Source organism: Bradyrhizobium sp. AUGA SZCCT0105, from assembly GCF_018129565.1.
Lineage (GTDB): Bacteria > Pseudomonadota > Alphaproteobacteria > Rhizobiales > Xanthobacteraceae > Bradyrhizobium.
The window spans coordinates 344,258-365,107 of record NZ_JAFCMK010000001.1 but is presented as its reverse complement, the minus strand read 5'-3'; the positions used below and the strand labels follow the sequence as shown (position 1 = coordinate 365,107).

Annotated in this window: 20 protein-coding genes and 3 pseudogenes; 10 read left to right on the top strand and 13 right to left on the bottom strand. The window is 64.8% G+C overall.

Features of this window, described 5'->3' with window-relative positions:
* Positions 1-171: 171 nt before the first annotated feature.
* Positions 172-1,068, bottom strand: a complete 897-nt coding sequence (locus JQ573_RS01590; protein ID WP_212317923.1) for a LysR family transcriptional regulator — start codon at positions 1,066-1,068, stop codon at positions 172-174.
* 289 nt (positions 1,069-1,357) lie between these two features.
* On the opposite strand from JQ573_RS01590, the gene JQ573_RS01585 reads away from it, so the two are divergent.
* Together JQ573_RS01585 and JQ573_RS01580 are read left to right on the top strand one after the other, a co-directional pair.
* Positions 1,358-2,092 carry an SDR family NAD(P)-dependent oxidoreductase gene (locus JQ573_RS01585; protein WP_212317925.1) on the top strand — a complete coding sequence of 245 codons (735 nt, stop codon included), beginning with the start codon at positions 1,358-1,360 and terminating at the stop codon, positions 2,090-2,092.
* 41 nt (positions 2,093-2,133) lie between these two features.
* Entirely contained in the window at positions 2,134-2,733 is a 600-nt protein-coding gene (locus tag JQ573_RS01580) for an NADPH-dependent F420 reductase (protein WP_212317927.1), read from the top strand.
* A 252-nt stretch (positions 2,734-2,985) separates the two neighbouring features.
* On the opposite strand, the pseudogene JQ573_RS40865 reads toward JQ573_RS01580, so the two are convergent.
* Positions 2,986-3,076 (bottom strand): annotated as a pseudogene (locus JQ573_RS40865) (hypothetical protein); the annotation flags it as partial.
* A 458-nt stretch (positions 3,077-3,534) separates the two neighbouring features.
* Positions 3,535-4,461 (bottom strand): hypothetical protein, encoded by a 927-nt coding sequence (locus JQ573_RS01570; protein WP_212317928.1) that lies wholly within the window; start codon positions 4,459-4,461, stop codon positions 3,535-3,537.
* Between the two features lie 151 nt (positions 4,462-4,612).
* On the opposite strand from JQ573_RS01570, the gene JQ573_RS01565 reads away from it, so the two are divergent.
* Positions 4,613-5,713: an Acg family FMN-binding oxidoreductase gene (locus JQ573_RS01565; RefSeq protein ID WP_212317930.1), complete on the top strand. Its 1,101-nt coding sequence runs from the start codon at positions 4,613-4,615 to the stop codon at positions 5,711-5,713.
* A 107-nt stretch (positions 5,714-5,820) separates the two neighbouring features.
* On the opposite strand, the pseudogene JQ573_RS01560 reads toward JQ573_RS01565, so the two are convergent.
* A pseudogene (locus JQ573_RS01560) lies at positions 5,821-6,240 on the bottom strand (glutathione S-transferase C-terminal domain-containing protein); the annotation flags it as partial.
* On the opposite strand from JQ573_RS01560, the pseudogene JQ573_RS40025 reads away from it, so the two are divergent.
* Positions 6,230-6,325 (top strand): annotated as a pseudogene (locus JQ573_RS40025) (TetR/AcrR family transcriptional regulator); the annotation flags it as partial. The pseudogenes JQ573_RS01560 and JQ573_RS40025 sit on opposite strands and share 11 nt — an antisense overlap.
* 266 nt (positions 6,326-6,591) lie before the next feature.
* On the opposite strand, the gene guaA reads toward JQ573_RS40025, so the two are convergent.
* Complete coding sequence (gene guaA / locus JQ573_RS01555; RefSeq protein WP_249131182.1) at positions 6,592-8,190, bottom strand: glutamine-hydrolyzing GMP synthase; 1,599 nt, start codon at positions 8,188-8,190, stop codon at positions 6,592-6,594.
* Positions 8,191-8,326: 136 nt separating this feature from the next.
* Here guaA and JQ573_RS01550 point away from each other — a divergent pair, with 136 nt between their 5' ends.
* Together JQ573_RS01550 and JQ573_RS01545 are read left to right on the top strand one after the other, a co-directional pair.
* Positions 8,327-8,698, top strand: coding sequence for a nuclear transport factor 2 family protein (locus tag JQ573_RS01550; protein WP_212317935.1), 372 nt, complete (start codon positions 8,327-8,329; stop codon positions 8,696-8,698).
* 319 nt (positions 8,699-9,017) lie between these two features.
* Complete coding sequence (locus tag JQ573_RS01545; RefSeq protein WP_212317937.1) at positions 9,018-9,350, top strand: DHCW motif cupin fold protein; 333 nt, start codon at positions 9,018-9,020, stop codon at positions 9,348-9,350.
* A gap of 156 nt (positions 9,351-9,506) precedes the next feature.
* Here the strand turns inward: JQ573_RS01545 and JQ573_RS01540 are convergent, their stop codons facing one another.
* Positions 9,507-9,959, bottom strand: a complete 453-nt coding sequence (locus tag JQ573_RS01540) for a helix-turn-helix domain-containing protein (RefSeq protein ID WP_212317939.1) — start codon at positions 9,957-9,959, stop codon at positions 9,507-9,509.
* Positions 9,960-10,074: 115 nt separating this feature from the next.
* On the opposite strand from JQ573_RS01540, the gene JQ573_RS01535 reads away from it, so the two are divergent.
* On the top strand, positions 10,075-11,349 hold the full coding sequence (locus JQ573_RS01535) for an MFS transporter (protein ID WP_212317941.1): 1,275 nt from the start codon (positions 10,075-10,077) through the stop codon (positions 11,347-11,349).
* Between the two features lie 177 nt (positions 11,350-11,526).
* Here the strand turns inward: JQ573_RS01535 and JQ573_RS01530 are convergent, their stop codons facing one another.
* Together JQ573_RS01530 and JQ573_RS01525 are read right to left on the bottom strand one after the other, a co-directional pair.
* Positions 11,527-12,825, bottom strand: coding sequence for an RsmB/NOP family class I SAM-dependent RNA methyltransferase (locus JQ573_RS01530; RefSeq protein ID WP_212317943.1), 1,299 nt, complete (start codon positions 12,823-12,825; stop codon positions 11,527-11,529).
* Between the two features lie 22 nt (positions 12,826-12,847).
* Positions 12,848-13,270, bottom strand: a complete 423-nt coding sequence (locus tag JQ573_RS01525) for an MAPEG family protein (RefSeq protein ID WP_212317945.1) — start codon at positions 13,268-13,270, stop codon at positions 12,848-12,850.
* A gap of 169 nt (positions 13,271-13,439) precedes the next feature.
* On the opposite strand from JQ573_RS01525, the gene JQ573_RS01520 reads away from it, so the two are divergent.
* Together JQ573_RS01520 and JQ573_RS01515 are read left to right on the top strand one after the other, a co-directional pair.
* Positions 13,440-13,877 (top strand): hypothetical protein, encoded by a 438-nt coding sequence (locus tag JQ573_RS01520; protein WP_212317947.1) that lies wholly within the window; start codon positions 13,440-13,442, stop codon positions 13,875-13,877.
* A gap of 126 nt (positions 13,878-14,003) precedes the next feature.
* Positions 14,004-14,840, top strand: a complete 837-nt coding sequence (locus JQ573_RS01515) for a metallophosphoesterase (RefSeq protein WP_212317949.1) — start codon at positions 14,004-14,006, stop codon at positions 14,838-14,840.
* 6 nt (positions 14,841-14,846) lie between these two features.
* Here the strand turns inward: JQ573_RS01515 and JQ573_RS40860 are convergent, their stop codons facing one another.
* The 5 genes from JQ573_RS40860 to JQ573_RS01490 all read right to left on the bottom strand — a co-directional run bounded on the left by JQ573_RS40860 (position 14,847) and on the right by JQ573_RS01490 (position 18,970).
* Positions 14,847-15,299 (bottom strand): hypothetical protein, encoded by a 453-nt coding sequence (locus tag JQ573_RS40860; RefSeq protein ID WP_409334685.1) that lies wholly within the window; start codon positions 15,297-15,299, stop codon positions 14,847-14,849.
* A gap of 6 nt (positions 15,300-15,305) precedes the next feature.
* On the bottom strand, positions 15,306-16,340 hold the full coding sequence (locus JQ573_RS01505; protein WP_212317951.1) for an NADP-dependent oxidoreductase: 1,035 nt from the start codon (positions 16,338-16,340) through the stop codon (positions 15,306-15,308).
* Positions 16,341-16,535: 195 nt separating this feature from the next.
* Positions 16,536-16,961: a GFA family protein gene (locus JQ573_RS01500; protein WP_092113193.1), complete on the bottom strand. Its 426-nt coding sequence runs from the start codon at positions 16,959-16,961 to the stop codon at positions 16,536-16,538.
* A 72-nt stretch (positions 16,962-17,033) separates the two neighbouring features.
* A complete protein-coding gene (gene guaB, locus JQ573_RS01495; RefSeq protein WP_212317952.1) occupies positions 17,034-18,524 on the bottom strand; it encodes an IMP dehydrogenase in 1,491 nt (496 codons plus the stop codon).
* Between the two features lie 200 nt (positions 18,525-18,724).
* Positions 18,725-18,970, bottom strand: a complete 246-nt coding sequence (locus JQ573_RS01490; protein ID WP_092125564.1) for a hypothetical protein — start codon at positions 18,968-18,970, stop codon at positions 18,725-18,727.
* 141 nt (positions 18,971-19,111) lie between these two features.
* Here JQ573_RS01490 and JQ573_RS01485 point away from each other — a divergent pair, with 141 nt between their 5' ends.
* Positions 19,112-20,599, top strand: a complete 1,488-nt coding sequence (locus JQ573_RS01485; RefSeq protein WP_212317954.1) for a DHA2 family efflux MFS transporter permease subunit — start codon at positions 19,112-19,114, stop codon at positions 20,597-20,599.
* Positions 20,600-20,850: the final 251 nt, after the last annotated feature.

The following is a 20,850-nucleotide window of genomic DNA, read 5'->3' as shown; positions in this document are numbered from 1 at the left end:
CTCGCGAAACAGCGAGTAGCCCGCATAAGCGCAGCGATATGCGGGACACCGCGCGACACGCGGATAAAAAATGCCCCGGATATCGCGGAGCCTGTCATCGGGCGCGCGTTCGCGCGACCCGTTGGCTCATCCGGGCTACACTTGCAACTCCCGTCGCCGACCTGCCGGGCGTCAGTCGCGCGATATCGACAGCCCCGCGAGAAGCGGCGCGTACGCGGCGAGCCTGCGGGAAACGAACTCGGTGAAGAGCCGCACGCGCTTCGTCTTGCGTGTCTCGCCCTGTGTGAGAAGCCAGAGCGTTCCGTACATGTGCAGGTCGGTGCCCGGCACCCTCACCAGTTGGGGGTCGGCATCGCCGACGAAGCACGGCAGCGTCGTCATCCCGATCCCCTGCCGCACCGCGACGATCTGCGCCTCGGCATCCGTAACCCTGAACGGAACCTCGGCGGTGCGAACCTCACCCTCGTGGGCCCAGTCCGGGATCCCATGAATGCTGATGACGATCCACCGGATGGGATCAGGCGCGCCCGCACGCCACGCGGCCAGTCGATCGCGGGATATGTAGATGCCACCGAACAGCTCCGGTCCCTTCAGGCCGTGCAGGTTGAGCGGCAGGGTTTTGCGGTCGTAAACGACGCGGATCGCGACGTCGGCCTCTCGGTTGGTCAGATTTGCCAGCTCGCCGAACGACAAGATTTCCATCTCGATGTCCGGATGCAGACCCGCGAAATCGGCGAAGTCCGGCATGAGCAGGTGTGTCGCGAGCGGCGGTGCCAGCGTCACCCGCAGAAGCCCGCGCACGCTCTGGTCGCGCCCGAAGACGCGCGTCTCCAGCAGGTGCGACGACGCTTCCATCTGCTCCGCGAACGCGAGGACCTCCTCGCCCGCAGCCGTCAGGCGGTAGCCCGAAGGCAGCTTCTCGAACATGTGCACCCCGAGGCGTTCCTCGAGCTGGGCGATGCGTCGCAGCACGGTCGAGTGGTTCACACCGAGGCGCTCGGCGGCAGCCCGCACCGAGCCTCCGCGCGCGACGGCAAGAAAGTAGCGAACGTCATCCCAGTCGATCATGGTGCATTCCAGCACCGCTGGGGTGCGCCTTCCAAACCCCGTCTCCAATACATCGAACGGCATCTCGTATGTGGGTAGCACGGGCGGTTATCATAGCCCATGCCGACAAGCGCAGCCCAATTCCGGACGGCGGACACCGATCGTCGCGGCTGGCGTCGTCGTCCAGCCGGATCGATTTCGCACCACCGATGTGCGCGCCTCCGCACTCAACGCCTGATGCCGGCAGACCCATCTCGAGGTTCTCGGGGGCATCCCCGAACGACCAAAGACGGAATTTGAAGGAGAAGTCATGCGAAAGCTTGAGGGTAAGGTTGCAGTCATCACGGGTGGATCGAGCGGCATGGCGCTGGCGAGCGCCAGGCGGTTCGTTGAAGAAGGCGCCTATGTTTTCATCACGGGCCGAAGGCAGGAGGCGCTCGACGAAGCCGTCAGGCTGATTGGCCGGAACGTGACCGGCGTGCGCGGCGACGCAGCCAATCTCGACGACCTCGACCGTCTGTTCGACACGGTCAAGCGGCAAAAGGGCACGATCGACGTCCTGTACGCGAGCGCCGGCATCGGCGAAGCCGTCCCGCTGGGCGAGATTACCGAGCAGCATTTCGATGCGACCTTCGGCCTGAATACGCGCGGCACGCTGTTTACGGTGCAGAAGGCGTTGCCGCTGCTCAACGATGGCGGATCGATCTTCATGACCGGGTCGGTTGCTTCGGTGAAAGGTTTTCCCGGTTACGGCGTGTATGCGGCGAGCAAGGCGGCGTTGCGCTCATTCGCGCGCACCTGGCTCAACGAACTGAAGGGCAGGAACATCCGGGTGAACGTGCTGAGCCCCGGGCCGATCGCCACGCCTATGCAGGACCAGGTTCTCACGGAGGAAGCGAAGCGGATGTTCGAGTCTCTGATCCCGCGGGGGAAAATGGGTCTGCCCGAAGAAATCGCGGCGGCTGCGCTGTTCCTCGCCTCAGACGATTCGAGCTTCGTGAACGGCGTGGAGTTGTCGGTCGACGGCGGCTTCTCGGCGATCTGACAGGCCGGGAAATCAATATCAACACGGATCGGAGAAGCATGATGAGCTATGCCATTGTAGGATTCGGCAAGATAGGCCAGGCCCTCGCCCGCGCCTTCGCCCGCAAGAACATCGAGGTGGCCGTCGCGAGCCGCCGGCCGCCCGAGGCGTTGGCGCCGCAGGCTCGGGCGATTGGACCCACGGTCGTCGCCAAGTCGCTGCGGGATGCACTCGAGGCCGACACCATCATCCTGGCGGTCCCGTTCGGGGAGCATCGCGAGGTTGCGAAGGCCCTGCCAAGCTGGAAAGGCAAGACGGTCATCGATGCGATGAACGCGTTGCTTCCCCCCGAGGAGCTGGACGGCCTGCTGTCCTCCGCCTTCGCCGCGAAGGCGTTCACCGGCGCCAGGTTCGTGAAAGGCTTCAATCACCTGATTGCGGCCAAGCTGGCTGCCGATCCGATCGTCGAGGGCGGCCACCGGGTGATCTTTCTGTCTGGTGACGACGAGGACGCGATCGCTCCCGTGGCGGCCCTGGCCAAGCAACTCGGGTTCGCACCCGTCAAGCTGGGAAAGCACAACGAGGGTGGCGCGCTGGTGCACGCACGCGGCAGGACGTGGGGCCAGCTCATCTTCCAGGATTTGTTCAAGAAGGAGCAGTGATCGATCTAGGACAATGTGATCGACGCCGAGAACCGGTCGCGCGCGAGCAGCGCGCGACCGAATATTGGAAGGGCACAAAGTCGCGAAGGGGTTGGGGTGGGCCTGACGGCGTATGGGCGCCGTTCGAAGAATGGGGAGACGCCCGGCCGAGCGGCAGATCTGCGGATCGCTCAGAATCTATCGACTGCTATCGATGGCCGAGGATTCGCGCCAGTGTCCTCTGCTATCCGATACTACTCTACGGTACCCCCTTCAGTCCCACTCAATCGTCCCCGGTGGCTTGCTCGTCACGTCGTAGACCACGCGGTTCACGCCCTTCACCCTCGTTGATGATGCGCGTCATTATTTGCGGGATCCTGCGCTCTGCGAGCCTCGGCAACATGCGTCCACATTTCCGCGACGGAAACCGCCCGGGCCGTTGTGTCTGGTTCTGCCCTCTCTCGAAACAGAGGGCGCATGGAGACCGGGTGCCGATCGCACCCATGGGCCCCGTGCAGTGAGATAAGCGCGGGGTAGGACCACAAGCAAAACCGGGAACATCCCGGCCTTCCCTGCGCGATGGTTGTGCGGCTTACTTCGTGCTCTCCCCGGCGAGACTGGGTTTGCTTGTCACCGCCCTCGCAAGGCGCATCTCGCTCTGCGAGAGGACACCGGCCACTAGGGTGATTTGTCGCAGATGGAAGAGCGGGATTTGATTTGCGCCGGGGTAAATCAGCGTGCGTGGAACGGCATGAGCAGTAAGTCATAATGCGCTGATGGACGAGCCCCGGCTATCGCTACGCTCGTCCGGGCTGCGTTGGCTCAGCACAGCCATATCCAGCGCGAGCACTCGCCGAACGTAAGCCACCGCACGGCGAGCAGGCCAACCCCCAGCAGGATCAACGGCGCAAAGACCTCAAGAGTGTAGCGCGTGATCCGCTCCGGCAAGAACGAGTCGAACAACGGACCCTTGCCGGCGCCGTATCGAACCGCGATGGCGGTCAAGGGACATTTTAGACCATTTCCTACGAATATGGCGCTCTCCACGCCCAAAAGCGCCAGGGCAAACCAGACCAGCCGGCCGTGCGAACCCGCGATGACGGCGTAAAGGATGTAACAGGTCGCCCCCGTCATCACGACATAGATAGCGGTGTGAATGGTGCGCACAGCGGTCAAGGGGCGCGCCTGAAAGTATGGAAGCAAGCCGAGGGCGAACTGGGCAGCCAGACCGACGTTGCCTGAGATGGTCGCGTACGCAGACAAATGCTCAGACAAGGAGCGATGAAAAACAGTCAGGGACAGACCGAGTTCCGCCACCATCATCAAGGCGAAGGCCGCCATGCCCAGGACTATCCGAGGTCCTGCAGCGTCGCTGATCCCAAAGCGTTCCACGCACCAGGCAGATACGAACCAGCTTACGGCCAACATCAGCGGCGCCTCCAACAGCACGGCCGCAGTTTCGCCGACGCGCGGGACGACCAGGAATACACGTATGGCACCCAGGGCAAAGCCGCATAGGAACACGATCGCCCAATAGGCTGCTGCCGCCTCGATCAGGCGCCAATTGGAGCTTCGAGGTTGGAGCGGCGAAACTGGTTGCCGAGGAACGGCGTGAAGGGCATCATCCTGAATGGCAGCTTGCGGTCGATCATGTGGCGTCGGCGATACGGAGATCGTATCGCAGCCGGACGCCAAGTGCGAACGAACGTCAATTTCCTCCTTTCTTGCCCCTCGAAATCTCCTCGACACCTGCTTCGTCCTTTCTCGGGCCGCTCATTTGGCCGAAACGTCAGCTTGCGCTCCTCTTATCGTGCAAGACGGATGGAAGGACCTTGACCGGCATCAAAGGGGAATCTCCCGCACGGCTGTACCTTGACCACGAATTTCCGCGCGAGGCCGCATGAACAGGAGAACAATGCTTACCGGCGTCGGCGCCGCGCTCGTCACCGCCGGTGCCGGCATGGCCGGTTGGCGAGCCGCTGCCGGCTCGATGGCAGACTATGCGGCCTACGCTGCCCGCCTACGCAGCGACCTGGCGCCGCCGGATTTGCAGGCCGTGGTGCGATACGCCACCCTGGCGGCCAACGGTCACAATACGCAGCCGTGGACGTTTCACCTTGAGACACAGGCAATAGAGATTCGGCCGGACGTGCGGCGGCGAACGCCTGTCGTGGACCCCGACGACCATCACCTCTATGTCAGCCTCGGATGCGCCGCGGCCAACCTCGCCCTCGCTGCAGCGGCGACCGGCCGTCCAGGTGAGTTGTCGTTCGCCGCAGACGCTGGAAGAGTCCGTTACGACTACCTCCCGGGTGAGCCCAAGTTGGATCCGCTCGTCGGCGCCATACCGAAACGTCAGTGCACGCGCGCCGAATATGATGGTCGCACAATTCCGGCAGCCCTCCTCGCCGAGATCGAGCGCGCGGCGGCGACGCCGGGTGTGGGCCTCGCGCTCGTCACCGACCGGGCGCGGATAAACCGGGTGCGGGATCTTGTCCTTGCCGGCAACAAGGATCAGATGAACAACCCCGCCTTCATGCGTGAGCTGAAGCAATGGATCAGATTCAATCCGCGCAGCGCGATGGCAACCGGAGACGGGCTGTTCTCTGCCGCAAGCGGCAACCCCGTTCTGCCGACGGGCTTGGGCCGGTTTGCGTTCGACACGATGTTCAATGTCGCGGAGGAGGATCGCAAGTACGCGCGCCAGATCGACTCCTCCGCCGGGATTGCGATCTTTTTCGGCGAACGGTCTGCCCCTGACCACTGGATCCGGGTCGGCCAGGCATGCCAGCGCTTCGCTCTCGCCGCGACCCATGTGGGGCTCAAAATCGCCTTCATCAACCAGCCGGTCGAAGTCGCTCACCTGCGCGCCGAGCTCGCAGCCATCGTCGGCGAGACCCGGAGGCCAGATATCGTGATCCGCTTCGGTTACGGACCCGCGCTGCCATTCTCGCCAAGGCGATCAGCACTTTCAGCAGTTGGGCAGGTCAGCGAAGTGTAGCCCGCCCTTCCCGTGCAGTGGCCGGCGAGCGGATACGGCGGATTACGCTCCGGCCGATCAACGCTGTCGGCCAAACTCAAGAAGGCCGTCGTTCACAGACAACGATTTCAAGCGGATGCCTCGGTGGTTTCGGACATCGTTATCCGGTTCTTGACGCTGGGACGCTCCTGCATCCTTGCGTACCAGGCAAGCAGAGCCTCGCACTCCGCGGGCACCGGCACCTTCACGAGCGCCGCGAAGATCAAGCCGCCCATGACGGTGATATCGGTCATCGTGAACACCTCGCCGGTGACGAACGACTGTCTTTTCAGAATGCCATCGAAGTAACGCATCCCCCTGAGGGCCTTGTCGCGCTGACGGCGCCCCCACTCGGCGTTCTGATAAACCTCGACATGAGGCCCAAGCCCCGGTGTGGCGTGGTGGAAATAGTCACTGATGGCGTCGAGCAACTCCAGCTCGGCGCGCTTGCTCATCGTGTGGATCACGCCCTTTTCGCGCGGCGTCCCGCCAATCAGCGTCGGCGCGCAGCTCATAGCAAGGAGCCGCTCTGACATTTCGCTGTTCGATTCGTTAATTGACGGCTATCGCGCCGCCGGTCTCCTGCCGGCGTAGATCATCCATGGCTCGATGAGCGGATGCGGTGGATCACGCCTCCGGCTGATCCACGCTCTGCTGCTCAAGGGTCTCGAAACTGACGCGGCCGCGACCTGCTTGGCTACGGATCACCGTCACCTCCACGTGACGACGACTCGCGGAGCGAAGCAACTCGCCGACTGGTGGCCATCAATAAGTTTGCTGAGCGACGGCTCAACGCGCTAAATACAACGCGTTCGGTACATCCCTGCCCAAAGCTAGAGCCTCGCGCCAGTTCGCCAATCCTACTCCCACTCGATCGTCCCCGGCGGCTTGCTTGTCACGTCGTACACCACCCGGTTGACGCCCTTCACCTCGTTGATGATGCGCGTGGCGGTCTCGGCAAGGAATTTCATGTCGAACTGGTAGAAGTCGGCGGTCATGCCGTCGGTCGAGGTGACGGCGCGGAGGCCAACGACGTATTCGTAGGTGCGGCCGTCGCCCATCACGCCGACGGTCTTGACGGGCAGCAGCACCGCGAAGGCCTGCCAGATCGCATCATAGAGGCCGTGCTTGCGAATCTGGTCGATATAGACCGCGTCCGCGTTGCGCAGGATGTCGAGCTTTTCCCTGGTGATGTCGCCGGGGCAGCGGATCGCGAGGCCCGGGCCCGGGAACGGGTGGCGGCCGACGAACACTTCGGGCAGGCCGAGCTCGCGTCCGAGCACGCGCACCTCGTCCTTGAACAACTCGCGCAACGGCTCGACCAGCTTCATGTTCATGCGCGCCGGAAGGCCGCCGACATTGTGGTGCGACTTGATGGTGACCGACGGGCCGCCGGTGAAGGAGACGCTCTCGATCACGTCGGGGTAGAGCGTGCCCTGCGCCAGGAATGCGGCGCCGCCTATCTTTTTCGCTTCCGCCTCGAACACGTCGATGAACAGCCGCCCGATGGTCTTGCGCTTCACTTCGGGATCGGTGACGCCTTCGAGCTCGCCCAGAAACTCTTTCGACGCGTCCACATGGACCAGCGGGATGTTGTAGTGGTTGCGGAACAGGTCGACGACGGTCTTGGCCTCGTCGAGCCGCAGCAGGCCGTGATCGACGAACACGCAGGTGAGCTGGTCGCCGATCGCCTCGTGGATCAGGACCGCCGCCACGGCGGAATCAACGCCGCCGGAGAGGCCGCAGATCACCTTGCCTTGGCCGACCTGGGCGCGGATCTTCTCGATCGCCTCCTCGCGGAAAGCGCGCATGGTCCAGTCGCCGGTCAGGCCCGCGACCTTGCGGACAAAGTTGCGCAGGAGTTTTGCGCCGTCCGGCGTATGCACCACCTCGGGATGGAACATCAGGCCGTAATACTTCCGCTTCTCGTCCTGGATGATCGCGAACGGCGCGTTCGGCGAGGTGCCGGCCACCGAGAAGCCCGGCGGCATCTTGGTGATGCGGTCGCCATGGCTCATCCACACCTGGTGCTTTTCGCCGTGGCCCCAGACGCCGTCGAACAGCTGGCTGTCGGTCTTCACCTCGACATCGGCGCGGCCGAACTCGCGGTGATGCCCGCCCTCGACCTCGCCGCCGAGCTGGGCGGCCAGGGTCATCTGGCCGTAGCAGATGCCGAGCACGGGAACGCCGGATTCGAAGATCAGCTGCGGGGCGCGCGGCGAGCCGGTCTCGTGCACGGACTCAGGGCCGCCGGAGAGGATCACCGCCTTCGGCTTCATCTCCTTGAAGGCGGCCTCGGCCTTCTGGAACGGCACGATCTCGGAATAGACGCCCATCTCGCGGACGCGGCGGGCGATCAGTTGCGTCACCTGGCTGCCGAAATCGACAATCAGAATCTTGTCATGCGCCGAGGCCACGGTGGGCGTCGACGGTTCGCGGGCTGTGTGCTGGGCTGTCATGGCAAGCAGATACGCGACGACGCCCGCCCCCGCAACCGCGCAGCGCGGGGCGCCCACATTCTTCTTTGGGCATGGACAAATCGATATAGGTAAGTATTATTGACCTAATTTGGCCATAACCAGTGGGAGGATACCAATGCCGGATTTTCACGAGCCGTCCCGCCTCGCAGCCCTCGGCCACGACTGGATCGCCGCCTGGAACGCGCGCGACCTCGAGCGCGTGCTGGCGATGTATTCGGAGGATACCGAGATGACCTCGGACCGGATCCCGGCGCTCGGCTTCGGCGCCTCCGGCACCGTGCGCGGCAAGGCGCAGCTGCGCGCCTATTGGAGCGCCGCGCTCGCCAAGCTGCCCGAGCTGCATTTCGAGCTGATCGACCTCTATGTCTCGCCCGACAGCGTCGTGGTGTTCTACCAGAACGAACGCGGCAAGAAGATCTGCGAGTATCTGCGGTGTGACGCCGAGGGCAAGATCAGGCAGGGCTCGGCGAACCATCTGGTGGGGTGAGGTTGCGGCACCCCTCCCGTCACCCCCGCGCAAAGGCTTCGCCTTTGTCGCTGGAGGTGCGAACGGAGCGAGCCTCGAAGGGCGACAGCCCGGCTCCAACCATCCTTCGAGGCTCGCCGAGCGCTGCTTGCGCACCGCTCGACGCGCACCTCCAGCGACAACGGCTTCGCCGTTGCGCGGGGATGACGCCGGAATTTGTGGATGCAGCAGGGTGGGTTAGCCGTAGGCGTAACCCACCGAGTCACACGACGAAAAAGATGGTGGGTTACGCTAACGCTAACCCACCCTACGCATCGGCATCTGGATCAGGACCACGCACATGAAAATCCCGACCCTGCCCTTCACCGTCACCGACTGGAGCCAGGTCGAACCCACCGTGCATCCCGGCGAGACCGGGCAAGCGCTGTGGCGCACGCTCAACATCGGCGAGCTGCGGGTGCGGATGGTGGAGTATTCGCCGGGCTATCTCGCCGATCACTGGTGCGATCGCGGCCATGTGCTCTTTGTGGTCAACGGCGAGCTCGACACCGAGCTGCGCGACGGTCGCAAATTCACGCTGAAGCCGGGCATGAGCTACCAGGTCTCCGACTTCGGCGACGCCGCGCACCGCTCGTCGACCGCGGTGGGGGCGACGCTGTTCATCGTGGATTGAGCATACGTTATCCGTCACCCTGAGGTGCTCGCGAAGCGAGCCTCGAAGGGCGACGGCCCGGCTCCATCCTCATCCTTCGAGGCTCGCAAGAGCTCGCACCTCAGGATGACGCCGGTGCTTGGGGAAGCGACGATAAGTTAGCTATCGCCCATCGCATCACCGCCTCCGCGCCGCAACCTTCTTCACCTTCGTATCCGCCCAGCTCAGCGGCTTGCCGCTCTTCGACGGCAGCACGAGTTGGCCGACCACCTGCCCAGACTGGTCGAGCAGCACCGAATGCGCTTCGCCGCGCGCATAGAGATGCGCCTCGCCCCATTGCCGCAAGGAGACCACGATCGGGAACAGGTCGTGTCCCCGCTTCGTCAGCACGTATTCCTGGTAGGCGCTGCCGTCTGACGCGGCGACCTGCTCGAGCACGCCGGTTTCGACCAGCTTGCGCAGCCGCGCCGTCAGCATGCCCTTGGCGATGCCAAGATTCTTCTGGAAGTCGCCAAACCGGCGCAGGCCGTCGAACGCGTCGCGCACGATCAACAGCGACCACCAGTCGCCGATCGCATCCAGCGCGCGGGCCACCGGGCATTCCGCCTTTGCGAATCCGGTCCGCTGCATCGCGCTCCACCTCTCTTCGATCACGATTCCGATCTGGTCTTAAAATAGGACTAGACAGGCCGCGACGCAACTGGTCTCATCATAAGACCAGATTGCGAATTGCAGCGGAGCCAAGATGACGAACCAGACCATGACGGAGGCCGGACCGGCCACGGGCGATCACAAGACGGACGACAAGCCCCGCGACATGAAGGCAGGCGCGCTATCGCCCTCGATCGTGCTGCTGTTTGCGGTCGCCTGCGGGCTGAGTGTCGCCAACATCTATTCCGCCCAGCCGCTGCTCGACACCATGGCGCAGGATCTCGGCATTACCCCCGCCGCGATCGGCATCGTGGTGACGCTGACCCAGGTCGGCCTCGCCTTCGGCCTGATGCTGATCGTGCCGCTCGGCGACCTCTGGGACCGCCGCAAGCTGATCGTCGGCCAGATCATGCTGTCCGCGGTCGCGCTCGTCGTGGTCGGCACCGCGCCGAATGCGATCGTGCTGTTTGGCGGTATGGCGCTGGTCGGGTTGCTCGCTGTCGTGATCCAGGTGATCGCCGCCTTCGCCGCGACATCGGCCTCGCCGGCCGAGCGCGGCCAGACCATCGGCACCATTCAAAGCGGCGTCGTGTCGGGCATCCTGCTGGCTCGTTTTGCGTCGGGCACGCTGGCCGATATCGGCGGATGGCGCATGGTCTACCTGACCTCGGCGGTGCTGATGCTCGCGATGGCCGCGCTGCTCGCCTATGTGCTGCCGCGGCAGCCGCCGCGGGCGCTGACCGGATCATCCTACGCAAAGCTGCTGCGCTCGACGGCCGCGCTGTTCGCCGAGGAGCCGGTGCTGCGCGAACGCGCCGTGTTCGCGTTGCTGATCTTCGCGAGCTTCAGCGCGTTCTGGAGCGCGGTCGTGCTGCCGCTCTCAGCGCCGCCGCTGTCGCTGTCGCACACCGCGATCGGAATGCTCGGCATTGCCGGCCTCGCCGGCGCGCTGGCGGCGCGCAATTCCGGCCGCCTCGCCGATCGCGGCTGGGGCCAGCGCACCACCGGATTGTCGCTGCTGCTGATGCTCGCCGGCTGGGCGCCGATCGCCTGCCTGCATGCGTCGCTGTGGCTGGTGCTCGCCGGCGTCGTCATGATCGACTTCGCGGTGCAGGCCGTCCATGTCACCAACCAGAGCCTGATCGTAGCTGCCCGCCCCGAAGCGTCGAGCCGCCTGATCGGCGTCTACATGGTGTTCTACTCGGTCGGCAGCGGGCTCGGCGCGATCTGCTCGACGATGGCCTATGCGGCCGCTGGCTGGCTCGGCGTCTGCGCGCTGGGCGCCGCGATCAGCGCCTGCGCGTTGCTGTACTGGGTCATCGTGGTGAGCAGGACGCCGGCGCCGGCGGGCGTGTGCTCCGAAGCGTAGGGTACTCAACTCGTCATTGCGAGCCACCCGGTCGGCGCAAAGCGCCGCCGGATGACAGGCTCCGCGAAGCAATCCATCGTGCCGCATGTGCGGAGCCGTGGATTGCTTCGTCGCTTCAGCGCAAAAATTGTTTTGCAATTTTGTCCCGAGCTCCTCGCAATGACGGCGGAGAAAGCCTCACGCCTTCTTCAGCACCGAGACAAAAAACCCATCCGTGCCGGTGCGGCGCGGCGTCATCAGCAGGCCCTCCGCCGATTGCAGCGCGGCTTCCGCGAATGGCTCAGCCTTGTCCCATAGCACCGATGCGGTCTGCTCCGGCGGCTGCACCGAAAACTCCGGATGCCGCGCGATGAACGCCTTGACCTGCTCGCCGTTCTCCTCGGCCAGCACCGAGCAGGTGATATAGGCGATCCGGCCGCCGGACTTGACCAGCGGCGCGGCGCGCGCCAGCACCTCGGCCTGATCCTTCAGCCGCACCTCGAGCGCGCCGGGGCGCATCCGCCATTTGGCGTCGGGATTGCGGCGCCAGGTGCCGGTGCCCGTGCACGGCGCGTCGATCAGCACGAGGTCGGCGGAGGCCTTGATGTCGGACAGCACCTCGTCCTCGCCGCGCGGCGTGCGTACGTCGCAATTGTGCACGCCGGCGCGCGACAGCCGCTCATGGATCGGCACGAGCTGGCGCTTGTCGCTGTCGGTCGCGATCAGCCGGCCCTTGCCGTCCATCATGGCGGCAAGTGCCAGCGTCTTGCCGCCGGCGCCGGCGCAGAGGTCGATCACCTGCTCGCCGGGCTTGGCCGCCGAGAACAAAGCGGCGAGCTGCGAGCCCTCGTCCTGGACCTCGATGGCGCCCTTGATGAAATCCTCCTCGGCATGGATGCCGGGGTTGCGCGCGTCGGCGCCGAGCTCGATGCGCAGGCCGAGCGGCGACCACGGCGTTTCCCTGGCGCCGAGATGCGACAGGCGCGGCAGCACCTTCTCGCGCTTGCCGCGCAGCGTGTTAACGCGCAGATCAAGCGGCGCGCGGCTCGCCATCGCGGTCGCTTCCGCTGCGCGGTCGTCGCCGAACACCTTTGCCAGATGCGAGTCGAGCCAGTCCGGATAGTCGCCCGCGACATGCGCCGGCGCATCCTTGAGCGAGCGCGAGGCCAACGCAGCCTCCTCGGTCGCGGTCAGCGGATCCGGCGCGAAGCGGCCGCCGTCGCACAGCGCCGAGATCGTCGGGATGTCCATGCCGCGCTCGAGCTTGAGCATGCCGAGCACCCGCGACCGGGCGCTGGCATCGTCCATCAACCAGGCGGCGGAGGATTGACGGCGCAGCACGTCCCAGATCAGGCCGGAGATCGCGGCGCGATCGCCGGAGCCGGCATAGCGGTGTGCGGTGCCCCATTCCTTCAGCGCTTTCGCCGCGGGAATGCGCTGTGCGTCGATGGTAGCGATCAGCTCGATCGCGGCGGAAAGCCGGGCAGCGGGGGTCATCGATCTCTTTCGGTTGGGCGCATCAAATCAGCAGCAGGAGCTTGAGCGCGAAATACAGCCACATCGCCGCCAGCACCAGCACGCCGGCGAACCAGGCGAGCGAGCGCGGCCGCACGTCGTTGGAGGTGACGAATATCCCGGCATGGGCAAACCGCGTCACCACGAAAACCCAGGACATCAGCACGATGAACAGATCGGCACGGCGCAGCGGCAGCGCAATAGCGATCAGGACATAGAACAGCACCGGCAGCTCGAACTGATTGGCAAAGCAGTTGGCGACCTGGGTGGCGCGCTCCGGCCAGTTCGGCTGGCGCAACGCGATATCGGCCATCTTGGTCTCGCCGCTCGCCAGCGTCCTCGTCCGTGCCGTCGCCATCGCGAACAGCAGCACGAAGGTGAGGCCAATCTGGATGAAGACCGGCAGCAGAACCATTTGAACCGACATCAAGAATCTCCCTTAAGCCGGGCGCCCGGCCGCCCTCTTAGCCGCCACGGCCGCGCAATACAATGAAGCGCGCCAATAACGCGCTTGGGTAACCCGTTGAACCATCTTCCGAGCCCGGGTGACCAACTCCCGAGAATAATGGCGGTTTCAGTTCCTCACGGCTGACGCGATGGGCATCATCACCCCGATCCTGGACGGCGCGGCCCTGGCGGCCGCAGGCCTCGGCGATCTCGTCACCTCCCTGTTGAAGGCGATCGACCCCGGCATCGGCTGGTTCGACGACGCGGCGGATGGCGGGCTCGGCATGGTGCTGTCGGGGCTCGCCGGCGTCGCCGCCGCGCTCCTGGTCGGCATCCTGCTCTCGGTTTATTTCCGCAGCGGCTATCGCTCGACGCGCGACATCCTCAGGCACAGCCTCGCCACGGCGCTGGTGCTCAGCCTGCTCGGCTATGCGGCCTACGACATCGGGCACGATGCGCTTGCCTATCTCGGGCTCAACGCATCGCCGGCCGTGACGGGAACAAGCCCGCCGAACACCGGGCTGCTCGGAGGTCGGGGCGGTCCGCCTGCCCTGCCCATCCGCGCGGGCAAGCAGCTTGCGATCTAGCGGCTTGCGACGCTGGATCAAACAAGACATCAAACAACGCATCAAACAGAGCAGCGAAGAACACGCTGAAATCGTCATCGTTCCGACTTCGCGCCGACGCTATAATTCGGCCGAAAGGATCGATGCATGCCCCAGTTTCGTCTGACCCAAATCTCCGACACCCACCTCGCGCGTCGCTTCAAGCCGCTCGTCGACAACTTTCATCGCGTCAGCGAACACATCGACACGACACGTCCCGATCTCGTGCTCAACTCCGGCGACGTCGCGTTCGATGGGCCGACCAGCCGCGACGATCTAGTGTTCGCCAAGGAACTGCACAGCGCGCTGCCGGTCGATTGCCTCTATCTGCCGGGCAATCACGACATCGGCGACAATCCGACTGCGGTCGGCCCGGTGCCGGCGCAACTGCCGACTGAAGCAACGCGCCGCGCCTTCACCTCGGTGCTCGGTGAGGACCGCTGGCATTTCGACGCCGCCGGCTGGTGCTTCATCGGCCTCAATTCGCTGATCATGAACACCGGCCTCGACAGCGAGGCCGCGCAGTTCGACTGGCTCGCCTCAACGCTCGACAAGGCGGTCGGCAGACCGGTCGCGCTGTTCCTGCACAAGCCGCTCTATCTCGACGTGCCCTACGATGCCGAACGCGTCGAGACCGCGATCCGCTTCGTGCCGCAGCCGGCGCGCCGCCGCCTGATCGAGATGTTCGGCAAGGTCGATTGGCGCCTGGTCGGCAGCGGTCATGTGCACCAGCGCCGCGACTACACGTTCGAGCATGTCAGACAGATCTGGGCGCCCTCGGCCGGCTTCATCATTTCAGACGCGAGACAGGAAGTGATCGGCATCAAGGAAACCGGCCTGGTCGAGTACCGCTTCCAGCCGGACAGCTTTGAAGTGCGCCACGTCAGGGCCAAGGGTCAGGTCGATGTCGACCTGGACATGCTGCTCGGCAAGCAACCGGCGTGAGCCGTCTCAGCTCCGCGCCGCGTCGTTCAGGTCCCGCTTGATGACGGTAAGCAGCGCCTGCAGCGAGTCCTTGTTCGGCTGCGGCGCGGGCTGCATGCGTGGCATGAAGCGGACCGGCTCGGCGGCCGGCTCGTCCTCGACAAATTTTCCATGCAAGACGTCGTCGCGGCGGCCCATGACGAACATCGTCGCCCAATAGCCGAGGGCGAGGAGAATGACCCCGGAAACAATAGCTTCAAAAACCATGGCTACACCTGAAATATAGCCATATTGAATCAACTGCGCCGGGTCCCCGTCAAGCAATTGGGGGCCTAAAAGCCCCCAAAAGCTCGCTATTGTGGCGTTTTTGATACTTGTTGCGCGGAATGGGAGCTGGAATGCCTCGTTTTGACGCGTTTTCTTCGCGCGAACCGGTGCCCATCCCGGATCAAGTCCGGGACAGGCTTCGCTCGAAAGCACTATCGCTCAGGCCTTGTCCGGCCCGATCCGGACCAGCTGCTTGCCGAAATTGGCGCCCTTGAGCAGGCCCATGAAGGCCTCCGGCGCGCTGTCCAGGCCCTCGGTCACGAACTCCTTGTACTTGACCTTGCCCTCGCGCACCCACTGCGACATGTCGCGCAGGAAGTCGCCATGCATGGCGGCGAAGTCGCTGACGATGAAGCCGCGGAAGGTCAGCCGCTTGGTCAGGATGTTGCGCATCATCGCGCCGGCCCATTTCGGGGCGTGCGCTTCGGTGTCGTTGTAGTGTGCGATCAGGCCGCAGACCGGGATGCGCGCGAACGCATTGAGCAGCGGAAACACCGCGTCGAACACCGCGCCGCCGACATTCTCGAAATAGACATCGATGCCCTTCGGGCAGGCTTCCTTGAGCTTCGCCGCAAGGTTGGGATCGCGATGATCGAGGCACTCGTCGAAGCCGAGCTCGTTCTTGACGTAGGCGCATTTGTCCTTGCCGCCGGCGATGCCGACCGCCCGTGCGCCCTTGATCTTCGCGATCTGGCCGACCGCCGAGCCGACGGCGCCGGACGCGGCAGCAACCACCACCGTCTCACCCGCCTGCGGCTTGCCGATCTCGAGCAGTCCCGTATAGGCGGTCATGCCGGGCATGCCGAGCACACCGACCGCGGTCGAGATCGGCGCGATCTTCGGATCGATCTTGGCGAGCCCCTTGCCGTCGGACAGCACATGCGTCTGCCAGCCCGCGCGCGACAGCACGATATCGCCCTTGGCAAAGGCGGGATTGTTGGACGCGATCACCTCGCTCACCGTGCCGCCTTCCATCACGCCGCCGACCGGCACCGGTGCGGCATAGGATGGACCGTCGGCCATGCGGCCGCGCATATAGGGATCGAGCGACAGCCAGATGGTGCGGAGCAGCACCTCGCCCGCGCCCGGCGTCGGCGGCGTGTAGTCCTCAAGCCTGAAATTGGCCGGCGTGGGCTCGCCATGCGGGCGCGAGGCCAGAACGATGCGCTTTCCTTGGGCGTTTCCTTGGGACATGCTGATTTCCTCTTGAGGTGATTGGTTCGTGGCGCACACGTAGTCACGCAATCCAGCTCCCCGCAAGGGAGATGGATTTGCTGTTTCGCGCGCGCCTGTTTGAAATGTTGTTTGAAATGACGAGCGTCATGCCGGAAGCATACCGCCCGGCGGACCCGTCATTGCGGGGCAGTCCGCCTGGCTTCCGCGCGATCGTTAGTCGGCCGGGATGAAACGGAGGGTGCCTGCGCGACGCGTTGGCTTGCCGGTGTCATTGGTATGATTGACGCCATCCATCACAGGCACCTCAGGGAAATCGAATGGGCTTACGCCGTCGAGGCACGCCACGTTGACGGCATACAGGCTCTGGTTCGATCGTCGCTGATGATGCGTGTAGATTCCGCAGCGAGAACAGAAGAAGTGCTGTGCCGATCCGGTGTGGAAGCGGTAGCTTGTCAGCGCCTCCTCGCCCTGCAGGAACTTGATCCCACCCATCTCCGCCATGACGACGACGGCACCGCGCATCCGGCAGTACGAGCAGGTGCAGCGGCGGATCGAACTGAAACCGTCGCTGAGCGTCGCCTCGAAGCGCACCGCGCCGCAATGGCATTGGCCGGCCCGAACGTTCGTGTCGCTCACCATGTCACCTGGGTCCCCTGTCAAGAGATTCCGGGATCGGTCCCGTGGACCGACCCGGAATGACGAACGAGGTGCTTACACCCCGCCCGGATAGTTCGGAGCTTCGCGCGTGATGGTCACGTCGTGGACGTGGCTCTCGCGCAGGCCGGCGCCGGTGATGCGGACGAACTCGGCCTTGTCGTGGAAGTCCTTGATGTCCTTCGCACCAACATAACCCATCGCCGCGCGCAGGCCGCCGGCGAGCTGGTGCATCACGTTGCCGACCGGGCCTTTGTAGGGCACCTGGCCCTCGATGCCTTCGGGCACGAGCTTCAGCGTGTCCTTGATGTCCTGCTGGAAGTAGCGGTCGGCCGAGCCGCGCGCCATCGCGCCGACCGAGCCCATGCCGCGATAGGCCTTGTAGGAGCGGCCCTGCCACAGGAACACTTCGCCGGGTGTCTCGTCGGTGCCGGCGAGCAGCGAGCCGACCATCGCGATGTCGGCGCCGGCGGCCAGCGCCTTGGCGAGGTCGCCGGAATATTTGATGCCGCCGTCGGCGATCACGGGCACGTCGGCCTTCTTCGCCGCCGCCACCGCATCCATGATCGCGGTGAGCTGCGGCACGCCGACGCCGGCGACGATGCGCGTGGTGCAGATTGAGCCCGGGCCGATGCCGACCTTGATGCAGTCGGCGCCTGCATCGATCAGCGCCTGCGCCCCGCCCTCGGTCGCGACGTTGCCTGCCACGACCTGCACGGCGTTGGAGAGCCGCTTGATACGGTTGACGGCATTGAGCACATGCCGCGAGTGACCATGCGCGGTGTCGACCACGACGACGTCGACGCCGGCATCGATCAGCCGCTCGGTGCGCTCATAGCCAGTCTCGCCGACCGTGGTGGCGGCGGCGACACGCAGCCGGCCTTGCGCGTCCTTGCAGGCCAGCGGATGGGCGACCGCCTTTTCCATGTCCTTGACGGTGATCAGGCCGACGCAGCGATACTGGTCGTCGACCACGACCAGCTTTTCGATGCGATGCTGGTGCAGCATCCGCTTCGCCTCGTCCTGGCTGACACCCTCGCGCACCGTGACGAGGTTCTCGTGCGTCATCAGCTCCGAAACCTTTTGCCGCGGATCGGTTGCGAAGCGCACGTCGCGGTTGGTCAGAATGCCGACCAGCTTGCCCGGCACGTTCTTGCCCGCACCGGTCACGACCGGGATGCCGGAGATGCCGTGATCCTTCATCAGCGTCAGCGCGTCCGACAGCGTGGCCTCGGGACCGATGGTGAGCGGATTGACCACCATGCCGGATTCGAATTTCTTGACCTGCCGCACCTGGGCAGCCTGGCCTTCGGGGTCGAAATTGCGGTGGATGACGCCGAGGCCGCCGGCCTGCGCCATCGCAATCGCCATCCGCGCCTCGGTGACGGTGTCCATCGCGGACGCCATGATCGGGATGTTGAGCTGGATCGCGCGGGTGACGCGCGAGCGAATGTCGACTTCCGAGGGGAGAACGTCGGACAGACCGGGCTTCAGAAGCACATCGTCGAACGTGTAGGCTTCGCGGATAGCCTGAAATCCCGTGGCCATTGCCAACTCCTTATCTGCGGCCTCAGCCGCGAGGGTCTTACGGATGAACGCTACCTGCGGCGACGCTCGCTGCGTCACCGTCGAATCGGCGCCCATCGGTGGGGTTGACGCTGGTCGATAGCATGGCGGCATGACGAATCAAAGTGTTTGCCAGCCATGCACAGGCTTTTTACGGGCCGGTTCAGGGCACTGTAGCCCGCTTAGCGATATCCCTGCGGCGGCCCGTGCCGGCGGATCGCCTCGACCACCTCGCGGTGGCGCCGGTCCTCGCGCTTCATGTGGACCGCGATCACCGCATGAGCCGACGGTACCAGCAGCAAGACGTGGAAAAACAGCCCGAAAATCGCGCAAAACACGATCAGGACCAGATTGAAGATCGCCGAAAACGGCTGTCCGTTCAGGAGCAGCCCGATCGGCGGCAGCAGAGCGGCAAGGACGTAGATCACGGCGCACACCTCGGGCGCTGGCGGATGCATAGCAGCGTCACGCAGGATTTAGGGCGTTTGCCCGGTTCCGCAATAGCGTGGTCGGGGGCAGGATGATATGGCCCCCTCGCTCGCCTTTTTCAGCAAAGCTGTCCCATTTTGATGAACAAGCAACGCCTGATCCCGCTCATCGTCGCCACCGCGCTTTTCATGGAAAACATGGATTCCACGGTGATCGCGACCTCGCTGCCGGCGATCGCCGCCGATATCGGCACCAGCCCCCTGACGCTGAAGCTTGCGATCACGTCCTATCTGCTGTCGCTCGCGGTGTTCATCCCGGCCAGCGGCTGGACCGCGGACCGCTTCGGCGCCCGCATCGTGTTTGCCGGCGCCGTCGCCGTGTTCATGCTGGGCTCGATCGGCTGCGCGCTGTCCTCCTCGGTGACCGATTTCGTGTTCGCCCGCATCCTGCAGGGCCTCGGCGGCGCGATGATGACCCCGGTCGGGCGGCTGGTGCTGCTGCGCTCGGTCGACAAGAGCGCGCTGGTCAACGCGATGGCCTGGGTGACGGTGCCGGCGCTGATCGGTCCGGTGATCGGGCCGCCGCTCGGCGGCTTCATCACCACCTATTTCTCCTGGCACTGGATCTTCCTGATCAACATCCCGATCGGGCTGCTCGGCATCTTCCTGGCGTTGAAATATATCGACCCGATCAAGAGCGAGGATCCCGAACGCTTCGATCTGGTGGGACTGGTGCTGGCCGGCATCGGCCTCGCCGGCATCGCCTTCGGGCTGTCGGTCGCGGGCCTCAATCTGTTGCCGTGGCCGATCGTCGCCGCCCTGGTCGGGGTCGGCACGGTGTCGATGACGCTTTACATCCTGCACGCGCGGCGCACCGGATCGCCGGTGCTCGATTTCGGCTTGCTGCGGCTGCCGACCATGCGGGCGTCGATCGTCGGCGGCTTCATGTTCCGGCTCGGCATCGGCGCGCTGCCGTTCCTGCTGCCGCTGCTGATGCAGGTCGGCTTCGGCCTGTCGCCGTTCCAATCCGGTCTCGTCACCTTTGCCTCCGCGGTCGGGGCCATGGGCATGAAGACCCTGGCGGCGCGCATCATCAAGGCCTTCGGATTCCGCAACATGATGACCGTCAACGCGGTGGTCAGTTCGGCCTTCCTCGCCGCCTGCGCCCTGTTCACGATCTCGACGCCGCTGATGCTGATCTTCACCATCCTGGTGGTCGGCGGCTTCTTCCGCTCGCTGCAATTCACCGCGATCAACACCGTGGCCTATGCCGAGGTCGAGGCGCCGCAGATGAGCCGCGCCACCACCCTCGTCAGCGTCAACCAGCAGCTCGCGGTGTCCGCGGGCGTCGCCGTCGGCGCGTTCTCGGTCGAAACCACACTGGCGCTGCATCACCAGGCCGAACTGTCAGCCGATGTGTTTGGACCGGCGTTCATCGTGGTGTCGCTGATCTCGGCAGCCTCCGCCTGGTTCTTCTGGCAAATGCCGGTTGACGCCGGCAACGAAATCGCCGGCCGCAAGGCGATCGACATCTCGAGCCGCAAGGGCGCCGAAAAGCGCGCCGCGGCTGACGCCGTCAAGGCAGCGACCGAGGACACCCAGAACGCGCGCGATCAACGGCTCGGCTAGTTGATCGAACGAGCCGTTTCCGAAGCACGGACACTGCAAGCCGCCGTCCGGTCACGGCCAGGCCCTCAGGGGTGGCCAGTCATCCCGGCTGGCTGTCCTCGATCCGGACGTTCAATAAGTTCGTATGTGGGAACGTGGGTCGCTTCCAGCCACGATTCCAGCGCAGCTCCGCAGACCGTGCAGATCGCGTCACCTGTATGCGGCACCAAGAACTTCTCTTCAGTGCGTCTGTACTCAGCGCCGCAATTGCA

What these genes read in the sequence shown, in the direction of transcription:
- JQ573_RS01540 (WP_212317939.1), bottom strand. Translation starts at nt 9,959, where the DNA reads ATGCAGCGGACCGGATTCGCAAAGGCGGAATGCCCGGTGGCCCGCGCG.
- JQ573_RS01485 (WP_212317954.1), top strand. Translation starts at nt 19,112, where the DNA reads ATGAACAAGCAACGCCTGATCCCGCTCATCGTCGCCACCGCGCTTTTC.
- JQ573_RS01585 (WP_212317925.1), top strand. Translation starts at nt 1,358, where the DNA reads ATGCGAAAGCTTGAGGGTAAGGTTGCAGTCATCACGGGTGGATCGAGC.
- JQ573_RS01530 (WP_212317943.1), bottom strand. Translation starts at nt 12,825, where the DNA reads ATGACCCCCGCTGCCCGGCTTTCCGCCGCGATCGAGCTGATCGCTACC.
- JQ573_RS01520 (WP_212317947.1), top strand. Translation starts at nt 13,440, where the DNA reads ATGGGCATCATCACCCCGATCCTGGACGGCGCGGCCCTGGCGGCCGCA.
- guaA (WP_249131182.1), bottom strand. Translation starts at nt 8,190, where the DNA reads ATGACAGCCCAGCACACAGCCCGCGAACCGTCGACGCCCACCGTGGCC.
- JQ573_RS01525 (WP_212317945.1), bottom strand. Translation starts at nt 13,270, where the DNA reads ATGTCGGTTCAAATGGTTCTGCTGCCGGTCTTCATCCAGATTGGCCTC.
- JQ573_RS01545 (WP_212317937.1), top strand. Translation starts at nt 9,018, where the DNA reads ATGAAAATCCCGACCCTGCCCTTCACCGTCACCGACTGGAGCCAGGTC.
- JQ573_RS01580 (WP_212317927.1), top strand. Translation starts at nt 2,134, where the DNA reads ATGAGCTATGCCATTGTAGGATTCGGCAAGATAGGCCAGGCCCTCGCC.
- JQ573_RS01590 (WP_212317923.1), bottom strand. Translation starts at nt 1,068, where the DNA reads ATGATCGACTGGGATGACGTTCGCTACTTTCTTGCCGTCGCGCGCGGA.
- JQ573_RS01550 (WP_212317935.1), top strand. Translation starts at nt 8,327, where the DNA reads ATGCCGGATTTTCACGAGCCGTCCCGCCTCGCAGCCCTCGGCCACGAC.
- JQ573_RS01535 (WP_212317941.1), top strand. Translation starts at nt 10,075, where the DNA reads ATGACGAACCAGACCATGACGGAGGCCGGACCGGCCACGGGCGATCAC.
- guaB (WP_212317952.1), bottom strand. Translation starts at nt 18,524, where the DNA reads ATGGCCACGGGATTTCAGGCTATCCGCGAAGCCTACACGTTCGACGAT.
- JQ573_RS01565 (WP_212317930.1), top strand. Translation starts at nt 4,613, where the DNA reads ATGAACAGGAGAACAATGCTTACCGGCGTCGGCGCCGCGCTCGTCACC.
- JQ573_RS01500 (WP_092113193.1), bottom strand. Translation starts at nt 16,961, where the DNA reads ATGGTGAGCGACACGAACGTTCGGGCCGGCCAATGCCATTGCGGCGCG.
- JQ573_RS01505 (WP_212317951.1), bottom strand. Translation starts at nt 16,340, where the DNA reads ATGTCCCAAGGAAACGCCCAAGGAAAGCGCATCGTTCTGGCCTCGCGC.
- JQ573_RS01515 (WP_212317949.1), top strand. Translation starts at nt 14,004, where the DNA reads ATGCCCCAGTTTCGTCTGACCCAAATCTCCGACACCCACCTCGCGCGT.